We start from the raw sequence: 19,202 nt of genomic DNA, 5'->3' as shown, positions 1-19,202 counted from the left end.
GTTTCCGGAGCGTTTTTTTTGCGGTTTAGGCGATCAAATACTGTTGGATTCCGCCTTTGCCCCTTGCACGTAAGCTGCTGTCCAAATAGAAGGCGTCAAATTTGCCTGGCGCGCCCTTTTTGCGCGCCCCGAATCCTATGGGGACTACCATAATGCAGGTTACCGAGACGCTGAACGAAGGTCTGAAACGCGGCTACAACATCGTTGTGACCGCAGCCGAGCTGGACGCGAAGGTCAATGAAAAGCTGAACGAAGCGCAGCCGGAAATCGAAATGAAAGGTTTCCGCAAGGGCAAGGTGCCGATGGCGTTGCTGAAAAAGCAGTTTGGCCAGCGCCTGCTGGGCGAAGCGATGCAGGAGACCATCGACGGTGCCATGAACAAGCACTTTGAAGACAGCGGCGACCGCCCTGCGCTGCAGCCCGATGTCAAGATGACCAACGAGGACTGGAAAGAAGGCGACGACGTAGAAGTCGCGATGTCCTACGAAGCACTTCCCGCGATCCCCGAAGTCGACCTGAAATCGGTCGAGCTGGAGAAGCTGGTTGTCAAAGCCGATGACGCAGCCGTGGAAGAAGCGCTGAACAACTTGGCCGAAACTGCACAAGACTTCAAAGCGCGCCGCAAAGGCTCGAAAGCCAAAGACGGCGATCAGATCGTGTTCGACTTTGTCGGCAAGGTTGACGGAGAAGAGTTCGAAGGTGGTTCGGCCGAAGAGTACCCGCTGGTTCTGGGTTCGAACAGCTTCATCCCCGGTTTCGAAGAGCAACTGGTTGATGTGAAAGCCGAAGAAGTCAAAGACGTCAACGTCACCTTCCCGGAGGAATACGGCGCGGAGCATCTGGCCGGTAAAGACGCTGTTTTCACCTGCACCATCAAAGAGGTGAAAGAGCCGGTTGCGGCTGAGGTCAACGACGATCTGGCCATGAAATTTGGTGCCGAAGATCTGGACGCCCTGAAAGCCCAAATTTCCGAGCGTCTGGAGGCAGAATATGCCGGTGCATCGCGCGCTGTCATGAAACGCGCCCTGCTGGATGCACTTGACGAGAAAGTATCGTTCGACCTGCCGCCTTCGCTGGTGGAAGCCGAAGCCAAGCAGATCGCGCATCAGCTGTTCCACGAGGAAAACCCGGACGTGGAAGGCCACGACCACGGTGAGGTTGAGCCCACTGAAGAGCACACCAAACTGGCCGAGCGTCGTGTACGTCTGGGTCTGTTGCTGGCCGAGCTGGGTCAGAAGGCCGAGGTTGAAGTGACCGACGCGGAAATGACTCAGGCGATCATGAACCAGGCGCGTCAGTACCCCGGTCAAGAGCGTCAGTTCTTTGAGTTCGTTCAACAGAACGCTCAGATGCAGCAGCAGTTGCGTGCGCCGATCTTTGAAGACAAGGTTGTGGACTACGTCTTCGAACTGGCTCAGGTCGCTGATAAAGACGTCAGCAAAGATGATCTGCAAAAAGCTGTCGAGGCATTGGAAGAGGAGTAATCCTCTTCCGCCCATCCCCAATGGGCACAAAAAAACGGAGCCGCCTGTTCATCAGACGGCTCCGCTTGGGTGGCTTTTGTACCTATGAGGTGAGGGGGTCATGCCTCATGAGCAAAAGCACGGGGGGTTTGTAGCAGAGCGGTTTTCTGCTCTGGTGTGAACGTGTTCGAGAGCGCTTCGATCAGCTTCAGCACATCTTGCCGTTCAGCTTCTGTCTTGGCTGCGCTCATCTGTTCGACAAAATACTTCTCAAGATCCGTCAGTGGTTTGTGATCTTGATTTGCTGGCGCACGCGCTGCGGCTTTCTTGGCGGCGAACAGAGCCAGTGCATCGTCTTCATCGATAAAGACATCGTTGCGAATGCCCGCGAATTCTCGCAAACCCGCGATGCGTTCGTCGGTGCAATCCAGCAGGGCGGCCAGTGCATGGACCTTGCCCATCGGAACTGTTTTACCGACATAGTCATATGGGGCGCAGTTCGACCGTTTCAGAACCCGGTCCATGACCGGATCGATAACAGTGATGATATCCTGGATACCTGCGTTCTTTGCATATTCCAAAGAACCGATCATCAACTCGCATGTTGCGTAGGAGACCGAGTTCTTGTCCTTGCCCCGAGTGAGACGTTGGGTGTCGACGCAGAAGCGGGTCGATTCCCACATGGTTGCGCTGCGCAAGGGAGCTTCCCCGCACAAGATCGCCGAGAAGACATCCGACAGCATGTGAGGGCCGGTGGTCTGGAGGGCACGCACGGCTGCGACGACATTCCCCTCATCGTCGAGTCCGATTACATATGCCGGGTCCAGATGATCGAACTCGTCGATTTCTTTTCCGTCCTGAATATTAACGTCCCATCCAAGACGTTCGCCAAAAACACGTGCTCTCAACTCGAACATTTCGTCAAGAACCTCGCTGAACATATGTCTGTTCAGGCCATCTACCACGATGATCATTTCTTCCCCCTTCGAGTGGTTGTTCGGTAATTTCGACGTTACCGCTCTCTGGGGATATTTCTATTGGGGGATTCCCGTATTTTGGCGAAATTTTGCGTTTTTTATGATTAGCCTGGGGTAATTAGACCAATCGCTATCGCCCGACCGACGGCTTGCGGCGTTGTCAGCGCACTAAGCTTTTCTCGGCTTGAACGCAAGTGAACTTCTACCGTCCGGTGTGAAATGGACAAAATATCGCCGATGTCCTGTTGGGATTTACCTGCAGCAACCCATTGCAGGATCTCCGCTTCTCTGGACGAAAGCGTCGGATGATACAGCGCATTCGTCAGTTCATCTGTCGAAACGACGTGGTCATGAATGTGAACCGCCATGGACTGCAGATCGCTGATCACATGAGTGTAGAGCTTGCGCCACTCTTCCTTGCTGCAGTTGCGCGTGGCGCTCAGCAGACCGATGTCCCCATAGGGGCCGCGCACGGGAATTGTAACGCCTTGATTGGACAGACCAAAATCACTTGCATCTCGGAACACGCGCTGGAAATCGGGGCTGCGCTCGAGGCGACTCCAGTCGACAGGAGCAATGCTGCGGCGGGCCATGTGGATGGTGGGATCCACCATGATCAAACCCTGGTTTTGGTAATGCTCGGTCCACGCGTCATCATATGTAACGAAACCGGCAACCGTCCCAGCGGCTGGGTTCATGCCCGCATAAGCGGCATGGTCCATCTCATGCTTATCACAGATTTGCCTTAGAAATTCAGTGTAGCGAACTTCTGAATCCGGCAGAGTGCTCAGATCGACAATTTCCATGCGGCGCCTACCAACTGCGGCCCATCTTTGTGCTCGATGGTGTGGTCGAGCAAACGTATAAACAGAGTGGAACCCGATTACCTCACTCGAGCAGAACACCATATTTTCTTAAACGTGACAAGGCGAGGCATATATTGTCTGCGCAATTCAGGACATTGCGATGATCAATAGAACATTTTTGTCACTATATCGCCTGAAGTGCTAACCTTCAGGCGAAAACTGACGCCAAACACCGTCAAGATGCGGGTCTGAGCCCGGTTTCTACCAGCATTCCACGCGCTTTGGCTTCGGGGTAAAAACCCTTGGCGTAAAGGAAAATCGCCCTTTGCTGATCGCCATCAGAAATCAGCCAGGCCCCGCGCAGGTATTTTCCAGCGAACTCAAGGTTGGTATCTGCGTCCAGAAGGCCTTCGGCATTTCCTTTGTAACCCATCGAGCGGGCAGTGGCCGGGAGGATTTGAAGAAGGCCATAGTAAGGGCGGTTCACGGCCCAGGGGCGATGCGTGCTTTCGCGGATGGCCAGCTTGTGAACAAGCTCACGCGGGAGTTCGTAATGATCCGCCCATTTGTTGATCGACGCTCTGAGTTCAGGCGTTTCATTTGGATAGAGCGGCGGGTTGAACTGAGACGTGTCGGCTTTGGAGACCTCTCCACCGCTACATGCAATCAGTGGGATCGTGAGCAGAAAGGCAAGGGCGCTGCGGCGGGGATAAGCGGGCATCTAGAATCTCCGGGCGATTGAGGGGCAATGATATGAAACGTTGATACGGTCGCAAGACTAGCGTTAAATTTGGGCCGAAATTTGCTCGTGCACCAACGCCATGAAAAAAGGCCGCACGAAATTGTGCGGCCTTTCGATTGGTTAAAGCTAAAGCCTAATCAGGCTTTGGCTTCGTCTTCCTCAGCAGGGACAGCTTCAGCAGCCAGATCATCGTCTTCCGATGCGGCCGAGCCGATGTCGTCGAACAGTTCTGCGATCTCGAATTCAGCGGCTGCTTCTTCTTCAGCGGCCAGTTCCTGGATCGATTTGCCCGATGCCTGCAGTTCGGCTTCTTCTTCCGAACGTGCAACGTTCATCTTGATCTGGACTTCAACTTCGGGGTGCAGTCTGACTGCGACCGAGTGCAGGCCCAGTTCCTTGATCGGCGCGATCAAGATGACCTGTTTCTTGTCGACGGTGAAGCCTGCTTCGGTTGCAGCGTCTGCGGCGTCACGCGGAGTGACAGAGCCGTACAGAGCGCCAGCGTCCGATGCCGAGCGAATCACAATGAACTGCTGTCCGTCCAGCTTTTCAGCCAGCGCTTCAGCTTCTTTCTTGGTTTCCAGGTTGCGTGCTTCCAGCTGCGCTTTCTGGGCTTCGAACGACGCGATGTTGGCGTCCGACGCGCTCAGGGCTTTGCCCTGGGGCAGCAGGAAGTTGCGGGCATATCCGGACTTGACGTCAACGACGTCGCCCATCTGACCCAGTTTCGCAACGCGTTCCAGCAGGATAACTTGCATGTCAGTCTCTCCTTACTTCACGGCGTAGGGCAGCAGGGCGAGGAAGCGCGCGCGCTTGATCGCACGGGCCAGTTCACGCTGCTTTTTCGCCGAAACGGCGGTGATGCGCGAAGGTACGATCTTGCCACGCTCAGAGATGTAACGCTGCAGCAGACGTGTGTCTTTGTAGTCGATCTTCGGCGCGTTCTCACCCGAGAACGGGCAGACCTTACGACGGCGGAAAAATGGTTTTGCGGCCATGGTTTAGTGTCCTTTCCTCAGGCGGTGATCAACGACGCTCGCGGCGGTCGCCACGTTCGTCACGCTTCTGCATCTGAACCGACGGGCCGTCTACGTGGCCGTCGACCTTGATGGTCAGAACGCGCATGACGTCATCATGCAGGCGCATCAGACGTTCCATTTCCTGAACCGCACCCGAGGGGGCGTCGGTCTTCAGGAAGGCGTAGTGGCCTTTGCGGTTCTTGTTGATCTTGTAGGCCATCGTCTTGACGCCCCAGTACTCGCTATCAACCAGCTTGCCGCCGTTGTCAGCCAGAACGGTGCCGAAATGTTCGACGAGGCTTTCCGCCTGCGCGTTGGACAGATCCTGACGCGCGATCATTACATGCTCATACAGTGGCATGTGCACTCCTGTTTATATCAAGGCGCATTTCATAGGCGGGGCCATTTGGTCCTTCGCGACCCTGCCACGAGAGGCTGCGCGATTCATATGACTGCGAAGGATGGCCCCGTATACACGTTTGATCCGTAGGGGCAAGCCCTGCCACATATGCCTCTGAGAGGCCGCCCAATTTCCTTTGGGACGCCCAATTGCTGACGCTTTTCGGCTCAAAGTTGTTTTTCGTACCGGGCGTTACCCGGACCCAACCGAATTTCGACAGTAACCTGATAAAAGGTGAAATGGTATGACCGCGACAAACACAAACACATACCGGGAAGAGGCGACAAGTTCGCGCTTTGAAAATTCGGTACCGGTAATGATCACCTTCGCACCGAACTGGAAGGCCCGTTTGATCCTGGCGCGTATGGTCGGTGCATTCCTGATCGTTTCGGCATTCTCGATGTGGCTGATGCCTGGATCGATGATCAGCGCAGATGTTTGGCCGATCAAGATGGTGGCATCGATGCTGTTTCTGATCGTGGGAGTCAGCTTGCTGACGATCGATATCATGGACCCCCGGCCGGATGCCTATTTTGATCCCATTCGTCGTGAAGTTCGGGTGCTGCAGAAGAACGAAGGTGGGCGTCCGCAGACCGTTTTGCGCCGCAGCTACGACTCGCTGGGTGGTGCGCGTTTCGAAGAGAACGAAGTTCATCTGTTCGACGTGGACGGCAGCCTGTTGATGAAGCTGCCGCTTGAATCGGCGGATGTCAGCCGAGCCCTGAAAGGACAGTTGAGCAAAAGCGTAACAATTTTCGGCTGAATTCTATTCTGTTCAAAAAGGAACAGAAGTTGTGTCGAAATGAGGGTTGTGTGCCGCCTATAGGCGGCACATTTAGTTTGTGAGCAACCGTTACGGTTTGCATTCACAAAAACGCGGAGATTGTTATGAAATCCACCCTTCTTGCTGCCGCACTGGCTGTATCGGCGACCACGGCATTCGCCAGCGCCGAGAAATACGTGTTGGACCCGAGCCACAGCCAAGTTGTCTTCAGCTATGACCACTTGGGCTTCTCGACCACAACTGGCATGTTTTCGGGCTTTGAAGGCGAGATCATGTTTGATCAGGAAGATCCGGCTGCATCGAGCGTAAGCGTATCGATGCCGGTCTTGGAGATGTTCACAGGCTGGAAGCCGCGTGAAGATCATTTCATGACGGAAGATTTCTTTGGTGCGGTCGAGGGTGATCTGATTACCTTTACCTCGACAGGTATTGAGGTAACCGGTGAAAACACTGCCAATATCACCGGCGACCTGACCATGAACGGCGTGACCAAGTCTGTTGTTCTGGACGCCGAGTTGAACAAAGCTGACAACCACCCGATGGCAAACAAGCCTTGGGCCGGTTTCAACGCGACCACAACTCTGGTCCGCAGCGATTTCGATCTGGGTCAATTTGCACCGTTCGTCGGCGACGAAGTGCAGGTTCAGATCTCGGTCGAAGCTCAAAAAGCTGAGTAAATACAGAGTTTCGAAAATCGAAGCCGTCGGTGATTGTTTCACCGGCGGTTTTTTTAGCTTTATTGGTTGCGGCTGGCTGTGAGCTCGACGGTAGCGGATACAGCAAAGCCCAACGACTCTTCTGTGGGTTGTGACGTACCGACGTTAAAGTCCAGCCGATTCAGTTCAACAGACCCTGCCATGCTGGCCGTATCGCCCTGAAGATCCAGCGAGAAGGGCAGAATGATGTCCATCGTGCTATCGCGGATGGTCAGCGGGCCGCGAGCCTCGAATCCGGATTCGGTTTTGAACAGATCCGCAGTGAATTGAGCCGTGGGGAACTGCGCTGAGTCAAAGAAGTCTGCACCCATAGCCTGATCAGTGACCGAACCAAGGCTGAGCGAGCCAATGGCAATGGTAACATCCACCGATCCCGCAGGCCCGGCTTGCGCCGGATCGTCGAAGGTAATGGCCGCCGTCCAATCTGCAAAGGAACCAGTGACGGGGCTGCCCAGTTGCGAGATGGTTATTGACAGGGTGCCGGTCTGTACCTGCCAGTCCGATTGAACCTCGGCCAGTTCGATGTCGGCGTCGTCGGCTTCTTTCGCAAATTCCCCTGTGATCCAGCCGCCCGACAACACCATGGCCCAAACGGCCACAGCGGCAACCGCAGGAACCAGAGAATGGTGTTGCTGCGGAGGCTCGGGTGAGTCTGCCTGGCCTGGCAACATTCTGCGCAGTGTACTGTCTTTATCAACGACATGGTGTTTCAGCGCGCCAGCGACGTGCAAGACAAGGGATCCAACCAAAACCCACATGAACAGCCAATGAAGTACGCCTGTTACTTCGGCCACTGCTTCGGATTTCGGGACAAATGGCAGGTTTTGCCCGAAAGGCCACAAGATCGGGGCAAAGCCTTCTGTTGCGGCGTGATGGACCCAGCCGCTCAGAGGAACAAGGACCAGCGACCCGTACAGGAGCCAGTGCACGGTTTCTGCGGCAAAAGCTTCGGGTTTGTTGTCGGCATTCAAAAGGCCCGGTTTGGTCTGAGTTAAGGCCCACAGAATGCGCGCCAGGGCGACGAAGAATACAGTGATCCCGACCGTTTTATGTAATGAGAAGACACGCGCTGCGCGGGCGATCTCGGCCTCGGTCGGGGCGGTGTTGGCGTGAAGAACCGCATACGCCAGGTTGTCCGCGATCCAGCCGAGCGGCAGGGCCGTCAGGATCAGCAGGGCGGTGAGCCAGTGAAACGTCTTTGTAACGCTTCCGTAGCTGATAAAAGAATTGGTCGCGGCCATGTGTCGAGGACTCCAAGATTCTTGGTTTTGTCCAAAGTAAAGCCACGCGAGGCTTACACAAGTAAGCGTGGGTGCACAGTAATAGTGCCAGAATGCAGAACGCAGGCAGCGCTTGTGCCAGACGGTCAGTCAGTTTACACCCCGCCGCAACCTAACAATATGCATGAGGTTGGCATGACACTCGCGTTCGTTTTTCCGGGGCAGGGCGCCCAGACTATCGGTATGGGCAAAGCTCTGGCCGAGACTTACCCGGCGGCTCAAGCCATCTTTGATGAGGTGGACGAAGCGCTGGGAGAGAAGCTGAGCAGCCTTATCTGGGAAGGCGACATCGCCGAGCTGACGCTGACACAAAACGCCCAGCCCGCACTGATGGCGACATCGATGGCCGCTATGCGTGCCTTGGAGGCCGAAAGTGTTTCGACCAGCAAGGCGGCTTATGTGGCTGGTCACTCGCTTGGTGAATATTCCGCATTGGCTGCTGCTGGTGCTTTGTCGGTCGCCGACACCGCACGTCTTTTGCGCGCGCGTGGGCAAGCGATGCAAAGCGCCGTGCCCGTGGGCGAAGGAGCCATGGCTGCCATCCTCGGGTTGGATCTGGATACTGTACGTGCCGTGGCTGAAGAAGCCGCGCAGGGCGAGGTTTGTCAGGCTGCAAATGACAACGACCCAACCCAGGTAGTAGTATCAGGATCAAAAGCCGCCGTGGAGCGTGCTGCTGAAATCGCCAAGGAAAAAGGCGCAAAACGTGCAGTAATGTTGCCTGTAAGTGCTCCATTTCACTGCAAGCTGATGCAACCGGCTGCAGATGTTATGGCAGAAGCGCTTGCTGCTGTAGAAATCAAGGCGCCTGCGGTGCCTTTGGTGGCCAATGTGCGCGCTGACGCGGTCAGTGACCCGGATCTGATCCGTCAGTTGCTGGTCGAGCAGGTGACAGGTTCGGTACGCTGGCGGGAAAGTGTGCAGTTCATGGCGGCGCAGGGCGTGACTGAAACATGGGAAATCGGTGCTGGTAAAGCGCTGTCCGGCATGATCCGCAAGATTGATCGTGCCATCGCGGGCAAGGCTGTTGGCACCCCGGAAGATGTTCAAAAGGCCGTTCAGGCCGAATCGTAAGCTCAAAACGCGTCGTAGCCGACGCACGAAGAGGGAAACCGAATGTTTGATTTGACAGGTAAGAGCGCGCTGATCACCGGTGCATCTGGTGGCATCGGAGGTGATATTGCGCGTGCGCTGCACGGGGCGGGCGCAACGGTTGGATTATCCGGTACGCGAGTCGAGCCCCTGCAAGCTTTGGCAGATGAACTGGGCGAGCGCGCGCACGTACTGCCTTGCAACCTGAGTGATCCAGAGGCGGTCGACGCATTGCCGAAGCAAGCGGTCGAGGCGATGGGTTCGGTGGACATTCTGGTCAACAACGCCGGCATCACGCGGGACAACCTGTTCATGCGCATGTCCGACGAGGAATGGCAGAGCGTCATTGACGTGAACATGACCTCAACCGTGAAACTGTGCAAAGGTGTGATCCGGGGCATGATGAAGGCGCGCTGGGGCCGGATTGTGAATGTCTCGTCCGTAGTGGCCGTGATCGGTAATCCGGGGCAGGCGAACTATGCCGCGTCTAAGGCCGGAATGATTGGCTTTTCCAAGGCTTTGGCCCACGAAGTTGCAACACGCGGAATTACCGTGAATGCCGTTGCACCAGGTTTTATCACGACCGCAATGACCGAGAAACTGACCGAGGAACAGAAAAAGGGTCTGTTGCTGAAGGTTCCGGCGGGCCGCATGGGCGATCCCGAAGAAATCGCGGCAGCCGTTCTGTACCTTGCAAGCCCCGAAGCAGGCTATGTTACTGGAAGCACCTTGCATGTGAACGGCGGTATGGCCATGTTGTGATCGCGTCAGGGGCGAACGCGAAAGCGTTTGCCTCTTGCGTCGACTATGCTATAGGCGGCGCATCTATGCGGGGCCGGTCTTTCAGGTCGGCCTTATACTTTCCCGTTTACACGGGACCCAAACCGCCCGAAACGGGCAAATCAAAGCCAACCCGTGCGGGCATGGGCAGAATCGGGCAGACCGCCCTGTAAAGGAATGAGGAATAGACATGAGCGACGTCGCAGATCGCGTTAAGAAGATCGTTGTTGAGCACCTGGGTGTTGAAGAAGACAAAGTCGTGGAAAACGCGTCTTTCATCGACGATCTGGGCGCAGACAGCCTGGACACCGTTGAGCTGGTAATGGCCTTTGAAGAAGAGTTCGGCATCGAGATCCCTGATGACGCAGCCGAAACCATCCAGACCTTCGGCGACGCGGTCAAGTTCATCAGCGAAGCGTCCTAAGCGCTTCTTTCTGATCAAAAGCGGCGCTTCCGGGCAACGGAGGCGCCGTTTTTTTATGCCTGGTCAAAATTCGGTCTTGCACGGCTTTTTTACACTGCGCACTGTTTCCAATGAGGCAAAACTCGATGTGGACAGGGCATGATAAGATCCACTCCAATGATAAATACCGCGCGTTTGACGCTCTGCGCCATGCGCCCCGAGGATTTTGAGCGGTTTGCCGAGATCTGGCGTGATCCTTGCGTCGTGCAACATGTTGGCGCGACTCCGCGAACACGTGGCGAAGCGTGGGATTCATTTCTACGCAATGCGGGACACTGGCAAATGGCCGGATTTGGCCAGTGGGGAGTGATGCAGCAATCAACGCGAACGCTGATTGGGCAGGCGGGGTTCTTTTACGGCAACCGTCGCATGGGCGAAGATTTTGATGGTTTCCCTGAGGCCGGTTGGATTCTGGCCACAGAAGCGCAGGGGCAGGGGCTGGGGTATGAGGCGGCGAAGGCCGCGCATGACTGGTTCGACCGCGTGATTCCCGGACCTTTGGTTGCGATGGTGAACGCGTCCAATCTGTCTTCGCAGAAACTGGCGAAAAAGCTGGGCTATGTTTTGATGCGGGAAGGGGTGTATAGTGAAACCCCGGTGCATTTGTTACGGCGCAAAGGACCGCCCGCCCACGCGTAATTCCGCCACTTTGCCTATATGCCGCAAAATGGCCAAACTGTGCCGATCCCGGTGAATCGGGTTTGGATTGCGCGATCTATGCTGCCGGGGACTTCAAAGCGATTGAGCGGAGGAACAAGCTCATGAGGATTTACCCCACGATGGAACTACAGAACGGCCGGTGTGTCACGCTGGACAAAGGCCGTCTGGATAATGCGATGATCTGGCACGTGAATCCGGTTGAAACCGCGCGGAGCTGGGCCGAGGCCGGCGCCGAATGGATGCATCTGACCGATTTCGATGCGATTGAAGGCAAAGACACCAACGCGGAGCTGATCGAGGAAATCATTCGGGGTGCCGAGATTCCGGTGCAATTGGCCGGTGGTATGCGCACCCGTGAACAGGTCGAATACTGGATCGACAAAGGGGTGGGGCGTGTCGTGATCGGCACTTTGGCCGCACTCGAGCCGAATCTGGTCAAGGAACTGGCCAAGCTGTATCCGGATCAGATCGTGCTGTCTGTCGACGTCTGGCAGGGATATGTCATGACGGATGGCTGGCGCAACCAGAGCGCTTTCACCCCCGAAGCATTCATCGACGCGTTCGAGGGTGTACCGCTTGCCGCCATCGTCGTGACGGATATCGACAGTGACATGGAAGATGTCGACGCTCAGCTGGGTCTGATTTCTGGGTTGGCCGCGCATTCCCGTACCCCGGTAATTGCAAGCGGTGTCGTGCGTACGGCGGATGATATTTCCCGGTTGGCTTATATTCCCAACATCTCGGGCGCGATTGTCGGGCGCGCGCTGTTCCGCAAATCGCTGGATCTGGCCGAGGCGCTGGATACGGCGAAAGCGGCGCATGAGCCGGTGGCACAGTTTCAATAACCCGTTCCGCCCTTTCTGACGTGTGCATGAAAGGGCGGGCACACCGTTTTTCCACAATTTGTACTTCTTTGGATGATCGGCGGCAGGATGCCTGCTCGGAAATCGCCCTTGCTCTTGCCCCCGCACCCCGGGCCGGGGTATGAGCGGTTCTCATAACAGGAAGCAGGCAAGAGGCATTTCATGCGCAGAGTCGTTGTAACCGGTCTTGGATTGGTCACTCCTTTGGCCAGCGGGGTCGAGGAAACATGGTCGCGGCTGCTGGACGGAGAATCCGGCGCGGGCCCCATCACGCATTTCGACGCCGAGGCAAGCGGGGTCACCACGACCTATGCCTGCGAAGTGCCGCGCGGTGACGGAACCGACGGCACGTTCAACCCTGACGACTGGATGCCGCCGAAAGAGCAGCGCAAGATCGAGGATTTCATCCTGTATTCGATTGCGGCTGCGGAAATGGCCTGCAAGGACGCGAACTGGTTGCCTGAAGATGAGGAAGACCGCCTACGGACAGGTGTCCTGATTGGTTCGGGTATCGGTGGGCTGGGCTCGATTGCCAACACCGCCAATCTGATCCGCGACAAAGGCCCGCGCCGTGTATCGCCGTTCTTTATTCCGGGCGCTCTGATCAATCTGGCTTCGGGTCAGGTATCGATCCGTCACGGATTCAAAGGGCCAAACCATTCGGTTGTGACAGCATGTTCTACCGGCGCCCACGCCATCGGCGATGCCAGTCGGATCATCCGGGCGGGCGACGCGGATGTCATGGTCGCGGGTGGCGGTGAAGGCTGTATCTGTGAAATTGGTATTGCAGGTTTCAACGCGTGCAAGGCGCTGTCGACCAAGTACGCCGATGACCCCAAGAAAGCCAGCCGCCCCTATGATGTCGACCGTGACGGGTTCGTCATGGGCGAGGGCGCGGGCATTGTGGTGCTTGAGGATTACGAACACGCCAAAGCGCGTGGCGCCAAGATCTATGCCGAGGTACTGGGTTATGGCATGTCGGGTGATGCGTATCACATCACCGCACCGTCAGAGGATGGCGATGGGGCCGAACGCTCAATGAAAGCCGCGCTGCGCAGTGCTGGGCTGGAGCCGAAAGACCTAGACTATATTAACGCGCATGGAACCTCGACCATGGCGGATACGATCGAACTTGGCGCTGTTGAACGTTTGCTGGGGGATCACGCCGCAAGCGCCACAATGACCTCGACTAAATCGGCAACCGGACACCTGTTGGGGGCTGCGGGCGCGATTGAGGCGATCTTTTCGGTCCTGGCGATCCGCGATCAGGTTGCGCCACCTACGATCAACTTGGACAACCCGGCTGTCGAAACCCCGATTGATCTGGCGCCAAACGCAAAGCGCGAGCGTGAGATCAACGTGGCTCTGTCCAACTCGTTCGGGTTTGGCGGTACCAATGCCAGCGTAATCTTCGGAAAGGTCAGTTAAATGTGGCGGGCCATTGCTTCGAACGCGCTGACCATGTTGGTGGTCGGCCTGTTTCTGATGGGCGGTCTGATCCTTTGGGGGCAGTCCCAGTACAAAGCGGAAGGCCCGCTTGAAACCGCAATCTGCCTGCAGGTCAGAAGCGGGTCGAATATGACGCGTGTCAGCCAGGAACTGGAAGAGCAAGGCGCGATCCGCAGCGCCACGATCTTTCGGATGGCTGCGGACTATACGGATCGGGCGCAACGTTTGAAAGCGGGTAGCTTTCTGGTGCGCGAAGGCGCGTCGATGGAGCAGATCATCGACGAGGTTACCAGCAGCGGCGCCAGCACCTGCGGGTCTGAAATCGAATATCGTATCGGCGTTACGCGGGCCCAGACACGGGTGCGCGAACTGAACCCGGCAACCTTGGATTTTATCGAGATCGCTTCGTTCGATGCGGCTGAAGAAGAGACACCGGAAGCCTACACCGAGAAACGCAACGAGGCGGACACAAGGTATCGCGTGTCGTTGGCCGAAGGTGTGACCTCGTGGCAAGTGGTTGAGGCGTTGAAGTCCTTCGAGGCCCTGTCAGGTGAGGTGACCGAGATCCCGGCGGAAGGAATGCTGGCACCCGACAGTTACGATGTCGTGGCGGGTCAGGATCGCAGTGCCATTTTGCAAGAAATGCAGGATAAGCAGCAGTTGCGGATCAATGCCGTTTGGGAAAACCGTCAGGACGGGCTACCGTTGGAGAGCCCCGAAGAGATGCTGATCCTTGCGTCGATCATCGAAAAAGAAACCGGCGTTTCGGAAGAGCGCGGGCAAGTGGCCAGCGTATTTGTGAACCGGCTGAATCAAGGGATGCGGCTGCAGACGGACCCGACTGTGATCTATGGTGTCACCAAAGGGCAGGGCACCTTGGGCCGTGGATTGCGGCGCAGCGAGTTGAACCGCCCGACGCCGTGGAACACCTATCAGATCGACGGGTTGCCACCGACGCCGATTGCCAACCCCGGTTTGGCAAGTCTTGAAGCCGCCGTTGCACCGGATGACACGAGCTTTGTGTTCTTTGTCGCGGATGGCACTGGTGGGCACGCATTTGCCGAGACGTTGCAAGAACACAATCGCAACGTCGCCAAATGGCGCGAGATTGAGGCAGAGCAGAACTCGGGAAATTAGTCGGAACGAAAAGCGTTTTCGTTCTTTGGATTTGCCAACGCCGGTTCTTGACCCGGCGTTGGCTTTTTTGTTGGTGCCGTTCCGGCCTTACGCCGCAGGGCGTTTGCCGCGGGGGCGACGCCGTTTGTTGGCAGCGGGTTTTCCATCCCCATTAGCAGGCTTGGGCTTGAACGCCCGACGGCGGTTGTTCGGGCGGCGCGCAGGCTTTTCTGCTACGGTTCCTTCAGGCAGGGTCCCACTAGCGACCGGGATCTCGATTTTCATCAGCTTTTGGATCTGACGCAGCAGATCAACTTCTTCGGCTGAACAGAATGCAATTGCCTCACCCTCTCGGCCCGCACGTGCAGTTCGACCGATGCGATGGACGTAGTTATCGGGAACCTCGGGCAGATCATAATTGATGACATAAGCCACACCGGGGATGTCGATACCACGCGCGGCGACATCGGTAGCCACGAGAACGTTAACCTCGCCTGCGCGGAAGGCCTTGATCGCGCGGTCACGTTGCCCCTGGCTCTTGTTGCCATGGATCGAGGCGGCGTTAAATCCGTCGGCGACCAGTCCTTTCATCAGTTTTTCAGCGCCGTGCTTCGTGCGCGAGAATACCAACGTCAGAGCGTCCATATCCTTGGACAGAATCTCGCGTAGTTTGTGGGGTTTTCCCGGCTTGCTGACAAAATGGATCGATTGAGTGATCTTGTCGGCGGCTTTACCCGGGGGCGAGACCTGAACGCGCTGCGGATTGGTCAGGTAGGCACGGCTGAGCTCTTCCATCTGCTTTGGCATCGTGGCCGAGAACAGCATGGTCTGGCGCGGTGTACCCAGTTCCGGCGCGATGCGGCGCAGGGCGTGGATGAAGCCCATGTCAAGCATTTGGTCAGCCTCGTCCAGCACCAGGTGCCGGACCGAGCTTAGGTCGACCGCGCGGCGATCCATCAGGTCAATCAGGCGGCCCGGCGTGGCGACAAGGATGTCAGTGCCGCGCGACAGGAACATGATCTGTTTGTTGATCGATTGGCCCCCAACCACGGTGGCGACGCGCAGTTTGGTGTTCTTGCAAAGACCGCGCAGGCTGTCGGCGATCTGGTTGACCAGCTCGCGGGTCGGCGCCAGGATCAATGACTTGGCCATTTTCGGCTCGGGTTTGCCAGGCTGCGCCAGAAGGTGATCGATCAGCGGCAGGCCGAAGGCCAGAGTCTTACCAGTGCCGGTCTGAGCAAGGCCGAGGATATCGTGCCCATTCAGCGCCAGCGGAATGGCCTGATTCTGAATCGGAGTGGGTTGTGTAAAATTGGCGCTTTTCAGCGCTTTGTTAAGTGCGGGGGCAAGGCCCAGCATATCGAAGTCGAACAAATAACTATCCTTTATGCCCGGAGCAATCGCCCACGGACAAATCGTGACGGGTCGCACATGGCGACCTGCAGGGGTTGTGCGAGACCTCGGGACGGGCAGGCGCACCCTGCGCCATCCGGTCATCGCGTCAAGAACCCTGCGTGATGGGGAACTGTGATGTGGATCGGGCGCTGTAGGGCGGAAGAGGTCCGCGCAAGCTCACGCAGCAGCGCTTTGATTGAGGGCACATGAGGGTTGAGGGAGGAATTGTCAAGCTGGCATTTGAAATTGGAGCGAGGTGTTGGCAATGAAGTCGTCGCATTTCCGTCGTTTCTCCGCCCAATTCTGAATGACGTTCTGAAACGTGTTGGCCATACAAAACGGATTTTTCAGCGCGAGCCGTTTTCGCAAAACAGTTAAGCTGAGGAAGGAAAAACTTATCGCATCGAACGGTCTGTGTTGCGTCTGTGTTGCGCAAATCATTGACTTTACGGGCTTAATCCCGTATAGGTTGTGTCATGCTAGAAGAAGTGGGCAATGGCCCCGGGGCGACCCGGTGGCCGTTTTTCGTTTCTCTCGTGCGGAGAAAACTCACGCATGAGGTCACAGGCAAACATGACTTTGATTACCCCGGAAGAGCGGATTTCCCAGACGGCTGACTTGTTGCAGTCGCTTGAGAGGTCCATTCGCGATCTGCGGCAAGCGGCGGAAGACCTGCGCAAACAGATCGGTGCCGGGGAGGATGCAGATCTTGCTGGTTCAGCCAGACAGCTCGGGCAGTTAGAGGGGCTGATCCGAAGTTGTCAGAAAGTGGAGACAAGCTTTGTCGAACAACATCACAGACAAGCCGGAATTGCCCAAGGCGGGTACGCGCTTGACCTTGACCGAGCTCGGTTTGAGGTCGGGTGCAGGTTGGCTCGCCTCCGCACCTGTTGCGGTGCAGAACAGATTTCTGAGTGAGATCGGGGAGGGGGGGCTGTGTGCCCTCCCTTTCCTGTTTGAGTTTTGGGCACTGCCGCATCAATTGCCGCCCGAGGGCGACTGGCGATCCTGGGTGATCATGGGCGGGCGTGGTGCAGGCAAAACGCGGGCTGGGGCCGAGTGGGTACGGTCGATGGTTGAGGGGTCGAAACCGTTGGATAAAGGGGAGGCCAGTCGCGTGGCACTGGTCGGTGAGACCTTTGATCAGGTGCGCGATGTGATGATCTTTGGCGATAGCGGGATATTGCAATGCTCGCCACCGGATCGCAGGCCTGTGTGGAAAGCGTCGGAACGCAAGTTGATCTGGCACAATGGGGCTGAGGCGCAGGCGTTTTCGGCGCATGATCCTGAGGGGCTGCGCGGCCCTCAGTTCGACGCGGCCTGGGTGGATGAGTTGGCCAAGTGGAAGAAGGCCAGGGAAACCTGGGATATGCTGCAATTTGCGCTTCGATTGGGGGATCGGCCCCGGGTCTGTGTGACGACCACGCCGCGCAATGTGAAGGTTCTGAAGGAGTTGCTGGCGTCGCCGTCCACCGTGCAGACCCATGCACCGACTGAGGCGAACCGGGCCAATCTGGCGGGCTCGTTTCTGGACGAGGTGCGCGCGCGCTATGCGGGTACGCGGTTGGGGCGGCAGGAGTTGGACGGGGTGCTTTTATCGGATGCAGAGGGCGCGTTGTGGACCGGGTCGATGCTGGAGGCGGCGCGCTGTACGCAGGTGCCAGAGTTGGATCGCATCGTGGTGGCGTTGGACCCGGCGGTGACGGCTGGGTCGAATGCGGATGCCTGCGGGATCTTGGTTGTGGGCGCTCAGGTGCAAGGGCCGCCCGAGAGTTGGCGCGCCTATGTGCTGGCCGACCGGACGGTGCAGGGCGTTGGTCCGGCGGGCTGGGCGCAGGCAGCGATTGACGCAATGGATGAATTCGGGGCCGAGCGGTTAGTGGCCGAAGTCAATCAGGGCGGGCAATTGGTAGAAGAGGTCGTGCGGCAGGTGGACCCTCTGGTGCCTTATCGCGCGGTGCGGGCGTCGCGCGGCAAGGTCGCGCGGGCTGAACCCGTGGCAGCACTGTATGAACAGGGACGGGTTGCGCATGTCACCGGACTGGACGCGCTGGAGGAGCAGATGTGCCAGATGACCGCACGCGGGTTCGAGGGGCAGGGTTCGCCGGACCGAGTGGACGCTTTGGTCTGGGCGCTGCATGAGTTGGTGGTGGGTCCGGCGGGGGCGTATCGGCGGCCTAGGGTGCGAAGTTTGTAAACCCATTGCGGCAAGTGCAGCAAGCGCTTTAGACAGGGGCCAGTTCATCTGGCCATCGTCTGGAAAGTTCAGAGATAATCAGCAGAACGTCTGCCCCGGGTAGAACGGCTTGAATATCGTGTATCAAGCGCAGGTTGAGGCGATCGACTTCGTGCGCGAGAATGGAACGATGTGGGTCGTAGTAAACCGTTACATAATAGGAACGGCCCAGTTTGGTGACAGACAGATCCCGGATCTTCCCGCCATCCTCGACCAGGGTTGCACGTAGGGCGCGGCGCGCGGTCGCGATGGTTGCGGGGCTGGCGCTTACGCCAGCAAGCTCGCCCAATCCGCCTCTGAATTCACGGATATACGACCCGAGGGCCAGCAGACAAAGTAGCAAGACGACCACGGAATCCCCGATCGGTGCGAGCGCAGCAAGAGGGCCTTCCTTAAAGTAGTAGATGGCTGCCAAACCGATGCCTGCCGCCGCAGTGATCAGCCCGTCAAAAAGCGCCGCCTTGGCCTCCAGTCGCAGAATTGCGCTGTTTCGTCCGATGCGGTGCCAGGTGAAATGATGAAAGGCCCAGAGAAAGGTGCAGGTCACGCCAATCCCCGAGAAATAGAGGATCATGGGCGCAAAGCTTAGGGGTTCAGGAGGCAGGCCGATCAGATAGTTGTAGATGTTTTTGAGAGCACTGGTAATCGCAAACAGTACAAGACCCAAAAGAGATAGAGAGCGGAATGTTGAAAAGATCGCCTCGTCTGCGGCATAGCCGAAAGGCCTAAGCTTGTCGGGTCCTGCATCAATTCGTTGGCTGATCTTTCGGCCGAGAAAAGCCGAAGAAAAACCTATCAGTGAGAACAGCCCGTCCATCATGATTGCGTTCGAGTTCGATAGAATGCTCGCTAGGATTCCAGCCGCACCCATAAAGAGGTTGCCCCACATGGCTACCACGAGTGCGCGACTTTCCATTCGTTTTCTGGTGGCCAAATCTGGCTGAGTCATCCGGTCGGTCCT

20 protein-coding genes are annotated in these 19,202 nt (G+C 57.1%); 11 read left to right on the top strand and 9 right to left on the bottom strand.

The features are described 5' to 3' along the window. Positions 1-152 precede the first annotated feature (152 nt). The gene (tig, locus tag AC2FLD_RS10255) at positions 153-1,484 is read left to right on the top strand and encodes a trigger factor (protein WP_496669121.1); all 1,332 of its coding nucleotides are present in this window, start codon (positions 153-155) and stop codon (positions 1,482-1,484) included. A 98-nt stretch (positions 1,485-1,582) separates the two neighbouring features. Here the strand turns inward: tig and AC2FLD_RS10250 are convergent, their stop codons facing one another. From AC2FLD_RS10250 to rpsF, 6 genes are all read right to left on the bottom strand, one after another. Next, positions 1,583-2,437: an acyl-homoserine-lactone synthase gene (locus tag AC2FLD_RS10250; RefSeq protein WP_496669119.1), complete on the bottom strand. Its 855-nt coding sequence runs from the start codon at positions 2,435-2,437 to the stop codon at positions 1,583-1,585. A 107-nt stretch (positions 2,438-2,544) separates the two neighbouring features. After that, positions 2,545-3,246 (bottom strand): LuxR family transcriptional regulator, encoded by a 702-nt coding sequence (locus AC2FLD_RS10245; protein ID WP_050602109.1) that lies wholly within the window; start codon positions 3,244-3,246, stop codon positions 2,545-2,547. Between the two features lie 235 nt (positions 3,247-3,481). Next, complete coding sequence (locus tag AC2FLD_RS10240; protein WP_083445152.1) at positions 3,482-3,967, bottom strand: transglycosylase SLT domain-containing protein; 486 nt, start codon at positions 3,965-3,967, stop codon at positions 3,482-3,484. A gap of 158 nt (positions 3,968-4,125) precedes the next feature. Beyond that, a complete protein-coding gene (rplI, locus tag AC2FLD_RS10235) occupies positions 4,126-4,746 on the bottom strand; it encodes a 50S ribosomal protein L9 (RefSeq protein WP_050602110.1) in 621 nt (206 codons plus the stop codon). A 12-nt stretch (positions 4,747-4,758) separates the two neighbouring features. Further along, positions 4,759-4,986, bottom strand: coding sequence for a 30S ribosomal protein S18 (rpsR, locus tag AC2FLD_RS10230; protein WP_005608650.1), 228 nt, complete (start codon positions 4,984-4,986; stop codon positions 4,759-4,761). Positions 4,987-5,014: 28 nt separating this feature from the next. After that, positions 5,015-5,368, bottom strand: a complete 354-nt coding sequence (rpsF, locus tag AC2FLD_RS10225) for a 30S ribosomal protein S6 (RefSeq protein WP_050602111.1) — start codon at positions 5,366-5,368, stop codon at positions 5,015-5,017. Between the two features lie 283 nt (positions 5,369-5,651). Between rpsF and AC2FLD_RS10220 the strand changes: the two genes are divergently transcribed. Continuing rightward, positions 5,652-6,170 carry a hypothetical protein gene (locus AC2FLD_RS10220; protein WP_050602112.1) on the top strand — a complete coding sequence of 173 codons (519 nt, stop codon included), beginning with the start codon at positions 5,652-5,654 and terminating at the stop codon, positions 6,168-6,170. A 125-nt stretch (positions 6,171-6,295) separates the two neighbouring features. Then, a complete protein-coding gene (locus AC2FLD_RS10215; RefSeq protein ID WP_496669117.1) occupies positions 6,296-6,868 on the top strand; it encodes a YceI family protein in 573 nt (190 codons plus the stop codon). 59 nt (positions 6,869-6,927) lie between these two features. Here AC2FLD_RS10215 and AC2FLD_RS10210 read toward each other — a convergent pair whose 3' ends face one another. After that, entirely contained in the window at positions 6,928-8,148 is a 1,221-nt protein-coding gene (locus AC2FLD_RS10210) for a cytochrome b/b6 domain-containing protein (RefSeq protein WP_496669115.1), read from the bottom strand. A 174-nt stretch (positions 8,149-8,322) separates the two neighbouring features. Here AC2FLD_RS10210 and fabD point away from each other — a divergent pair, with 174 nt between their 5' ends. The 7 genes from fabD to mltG all read left to right on the top strand — a co-directional run bounded on the left by fabD (position 8,323) and on the right by mltG (position 14,631). Then, positions 8,323-9,261, top strand: a complete 939-nt coding sequence (gene fabD, locus AC2FLD_RS10205) for an ACP S-malonyltransferase (protein WP_496669113.1) — start codon at positions 8,323-8,325, stop codon at positions 9,259-9,261. Between the two features lie 42 nt (positions 9,262-9,303). Further along, a complete protein-coding gene (gene fabG / locus AC2FLD_RS10200; protein ID WP_496669111.1) occupies positions 9,304-10,041 on the top strand; it encodes a 3-oxoacyl-[acyl-carrier-protein] reductase in 738 nt (245 codons plus the stop codon). Positions 10,042-10,249: 208 nt separating this feature from the next. Beyond that, positions 10,250-10,483: an acyl carrier protein gene (locus tag AC2FLD_RS10195; RefSeq protein WP_050602116.1), complete on the top strand. Its 234-nt coding sequence runs from the start codon at positions 10,250-10,252 to the stop codon at positions 10,481-10,483. A gap of 138 nt (positions 10,484-10,621) precedes the next feature. Next, complete coding sequence (locus AC2FLD_RS10190; protein WP_496669109.1) at positions 10,622-11,161, top strand: GNAT family N-acetyltransferase; 540 nt, start codon at positions 10,622-10,624, stop codon at positions 11,159-11,161. A gap of 122 nt (positions 11,162-11,283) precedes the next feature. After that, positions 11,284-12,027 carry a 1-(5-phosphoribosyl)-5-[(5-phosphoribosylamino)methylideneamino]imidazole-4-carboxamide isomerase gene (locus AC2FLD_RS10185; protein WP_496669107.1) on the top strand — a complete coding sequence of 248 codons (744 nt, stop codon included), beginning with the start codon at positions 11,284-11,286 and terminating at the stop codon, positions 12,025-12,027. A 180-nt stretch (positions 12,028-12,207) separates the two neighbouring features. After that, complete coding sequence (gene fabF / locus AC2FLD_RS10180; RefSeq protein ID WP_050602119.1) at positions 12,208-13,473, top strand: beta-ketoacyl-ACP synthase II; 1,266 nt, start codon at positions 12,208-12,210, stop codon at positions 13,471-13,473. Further along, complete coding sequence (gene mltG / locus AC2FLD_RS10175; RefSeq protein ID WP_496669105.1) at positions 13,474-14,631, top strand: endolytic transglycosylase MltG; 1,158 nt, start codon at positions 13,474-13,476, stop codon at positions 14,629-14,631. Between the two features lie 87 nt (positions 14,632-14,718). Here the strand turns inward: mltG and AC2FLD_RS10170 are convergent, their stop codons facing one another. Further along, positions 14,719-15,984: a DEAD/DEAH box helicase gene (locus tag AC2FLD_RS10170; RefSeq protein WP_496669103.1), complete on the bottom strand. Its 1,266-nt coding sequence runs from the start codon at positions 15,982-15,984 to the stop codon at positions 14,719-14,721. A gap of 916 nt (positions 15,985-16,900) precedes the next feature. Here AC2FLD_RS10170 and AC2FLD_RS10165 point away from each other — a divergent pair. Next, positions 16,901-18,202, top strand: a complete 1,302-nt coding sequence (locus AC2FLD_RS10165; protein ID WP_496669308.1) for a DNA-packaging protein — start codon at positions 16,901-16,903, stop codon at positions 18,200-18,202. Positions 18,203-18,230: 28 nt separating this feature from the next. Here the strand turns inward: AC2FLD_RS10165 and AC2FLD_RS10160 are convergent, their stop codons facing one another. Beyond that, complete coding sequence (locus AC2FLD_RS10160) at positions 18,231-19,190, bottom strand: cation efflux transmembrane domain-containing protein (protein ID WP_496669101.1); 960 nt, start codon at positions 19,188-19,190, stop codon at positions 18,231-18,233. Between the last annotated feature and the right edge of the window lie 12 nt (positions 19,191-19,202).

The sequence above is a fragment of the Ruegeria sp. CDSA021 genome (assembly GCF_059612325.1).
The sequence above is the reverse complement of the archived record's forward strand: the minus strand, read 5'-3'. Positions and strand labels throughout refer to the sequence as shown.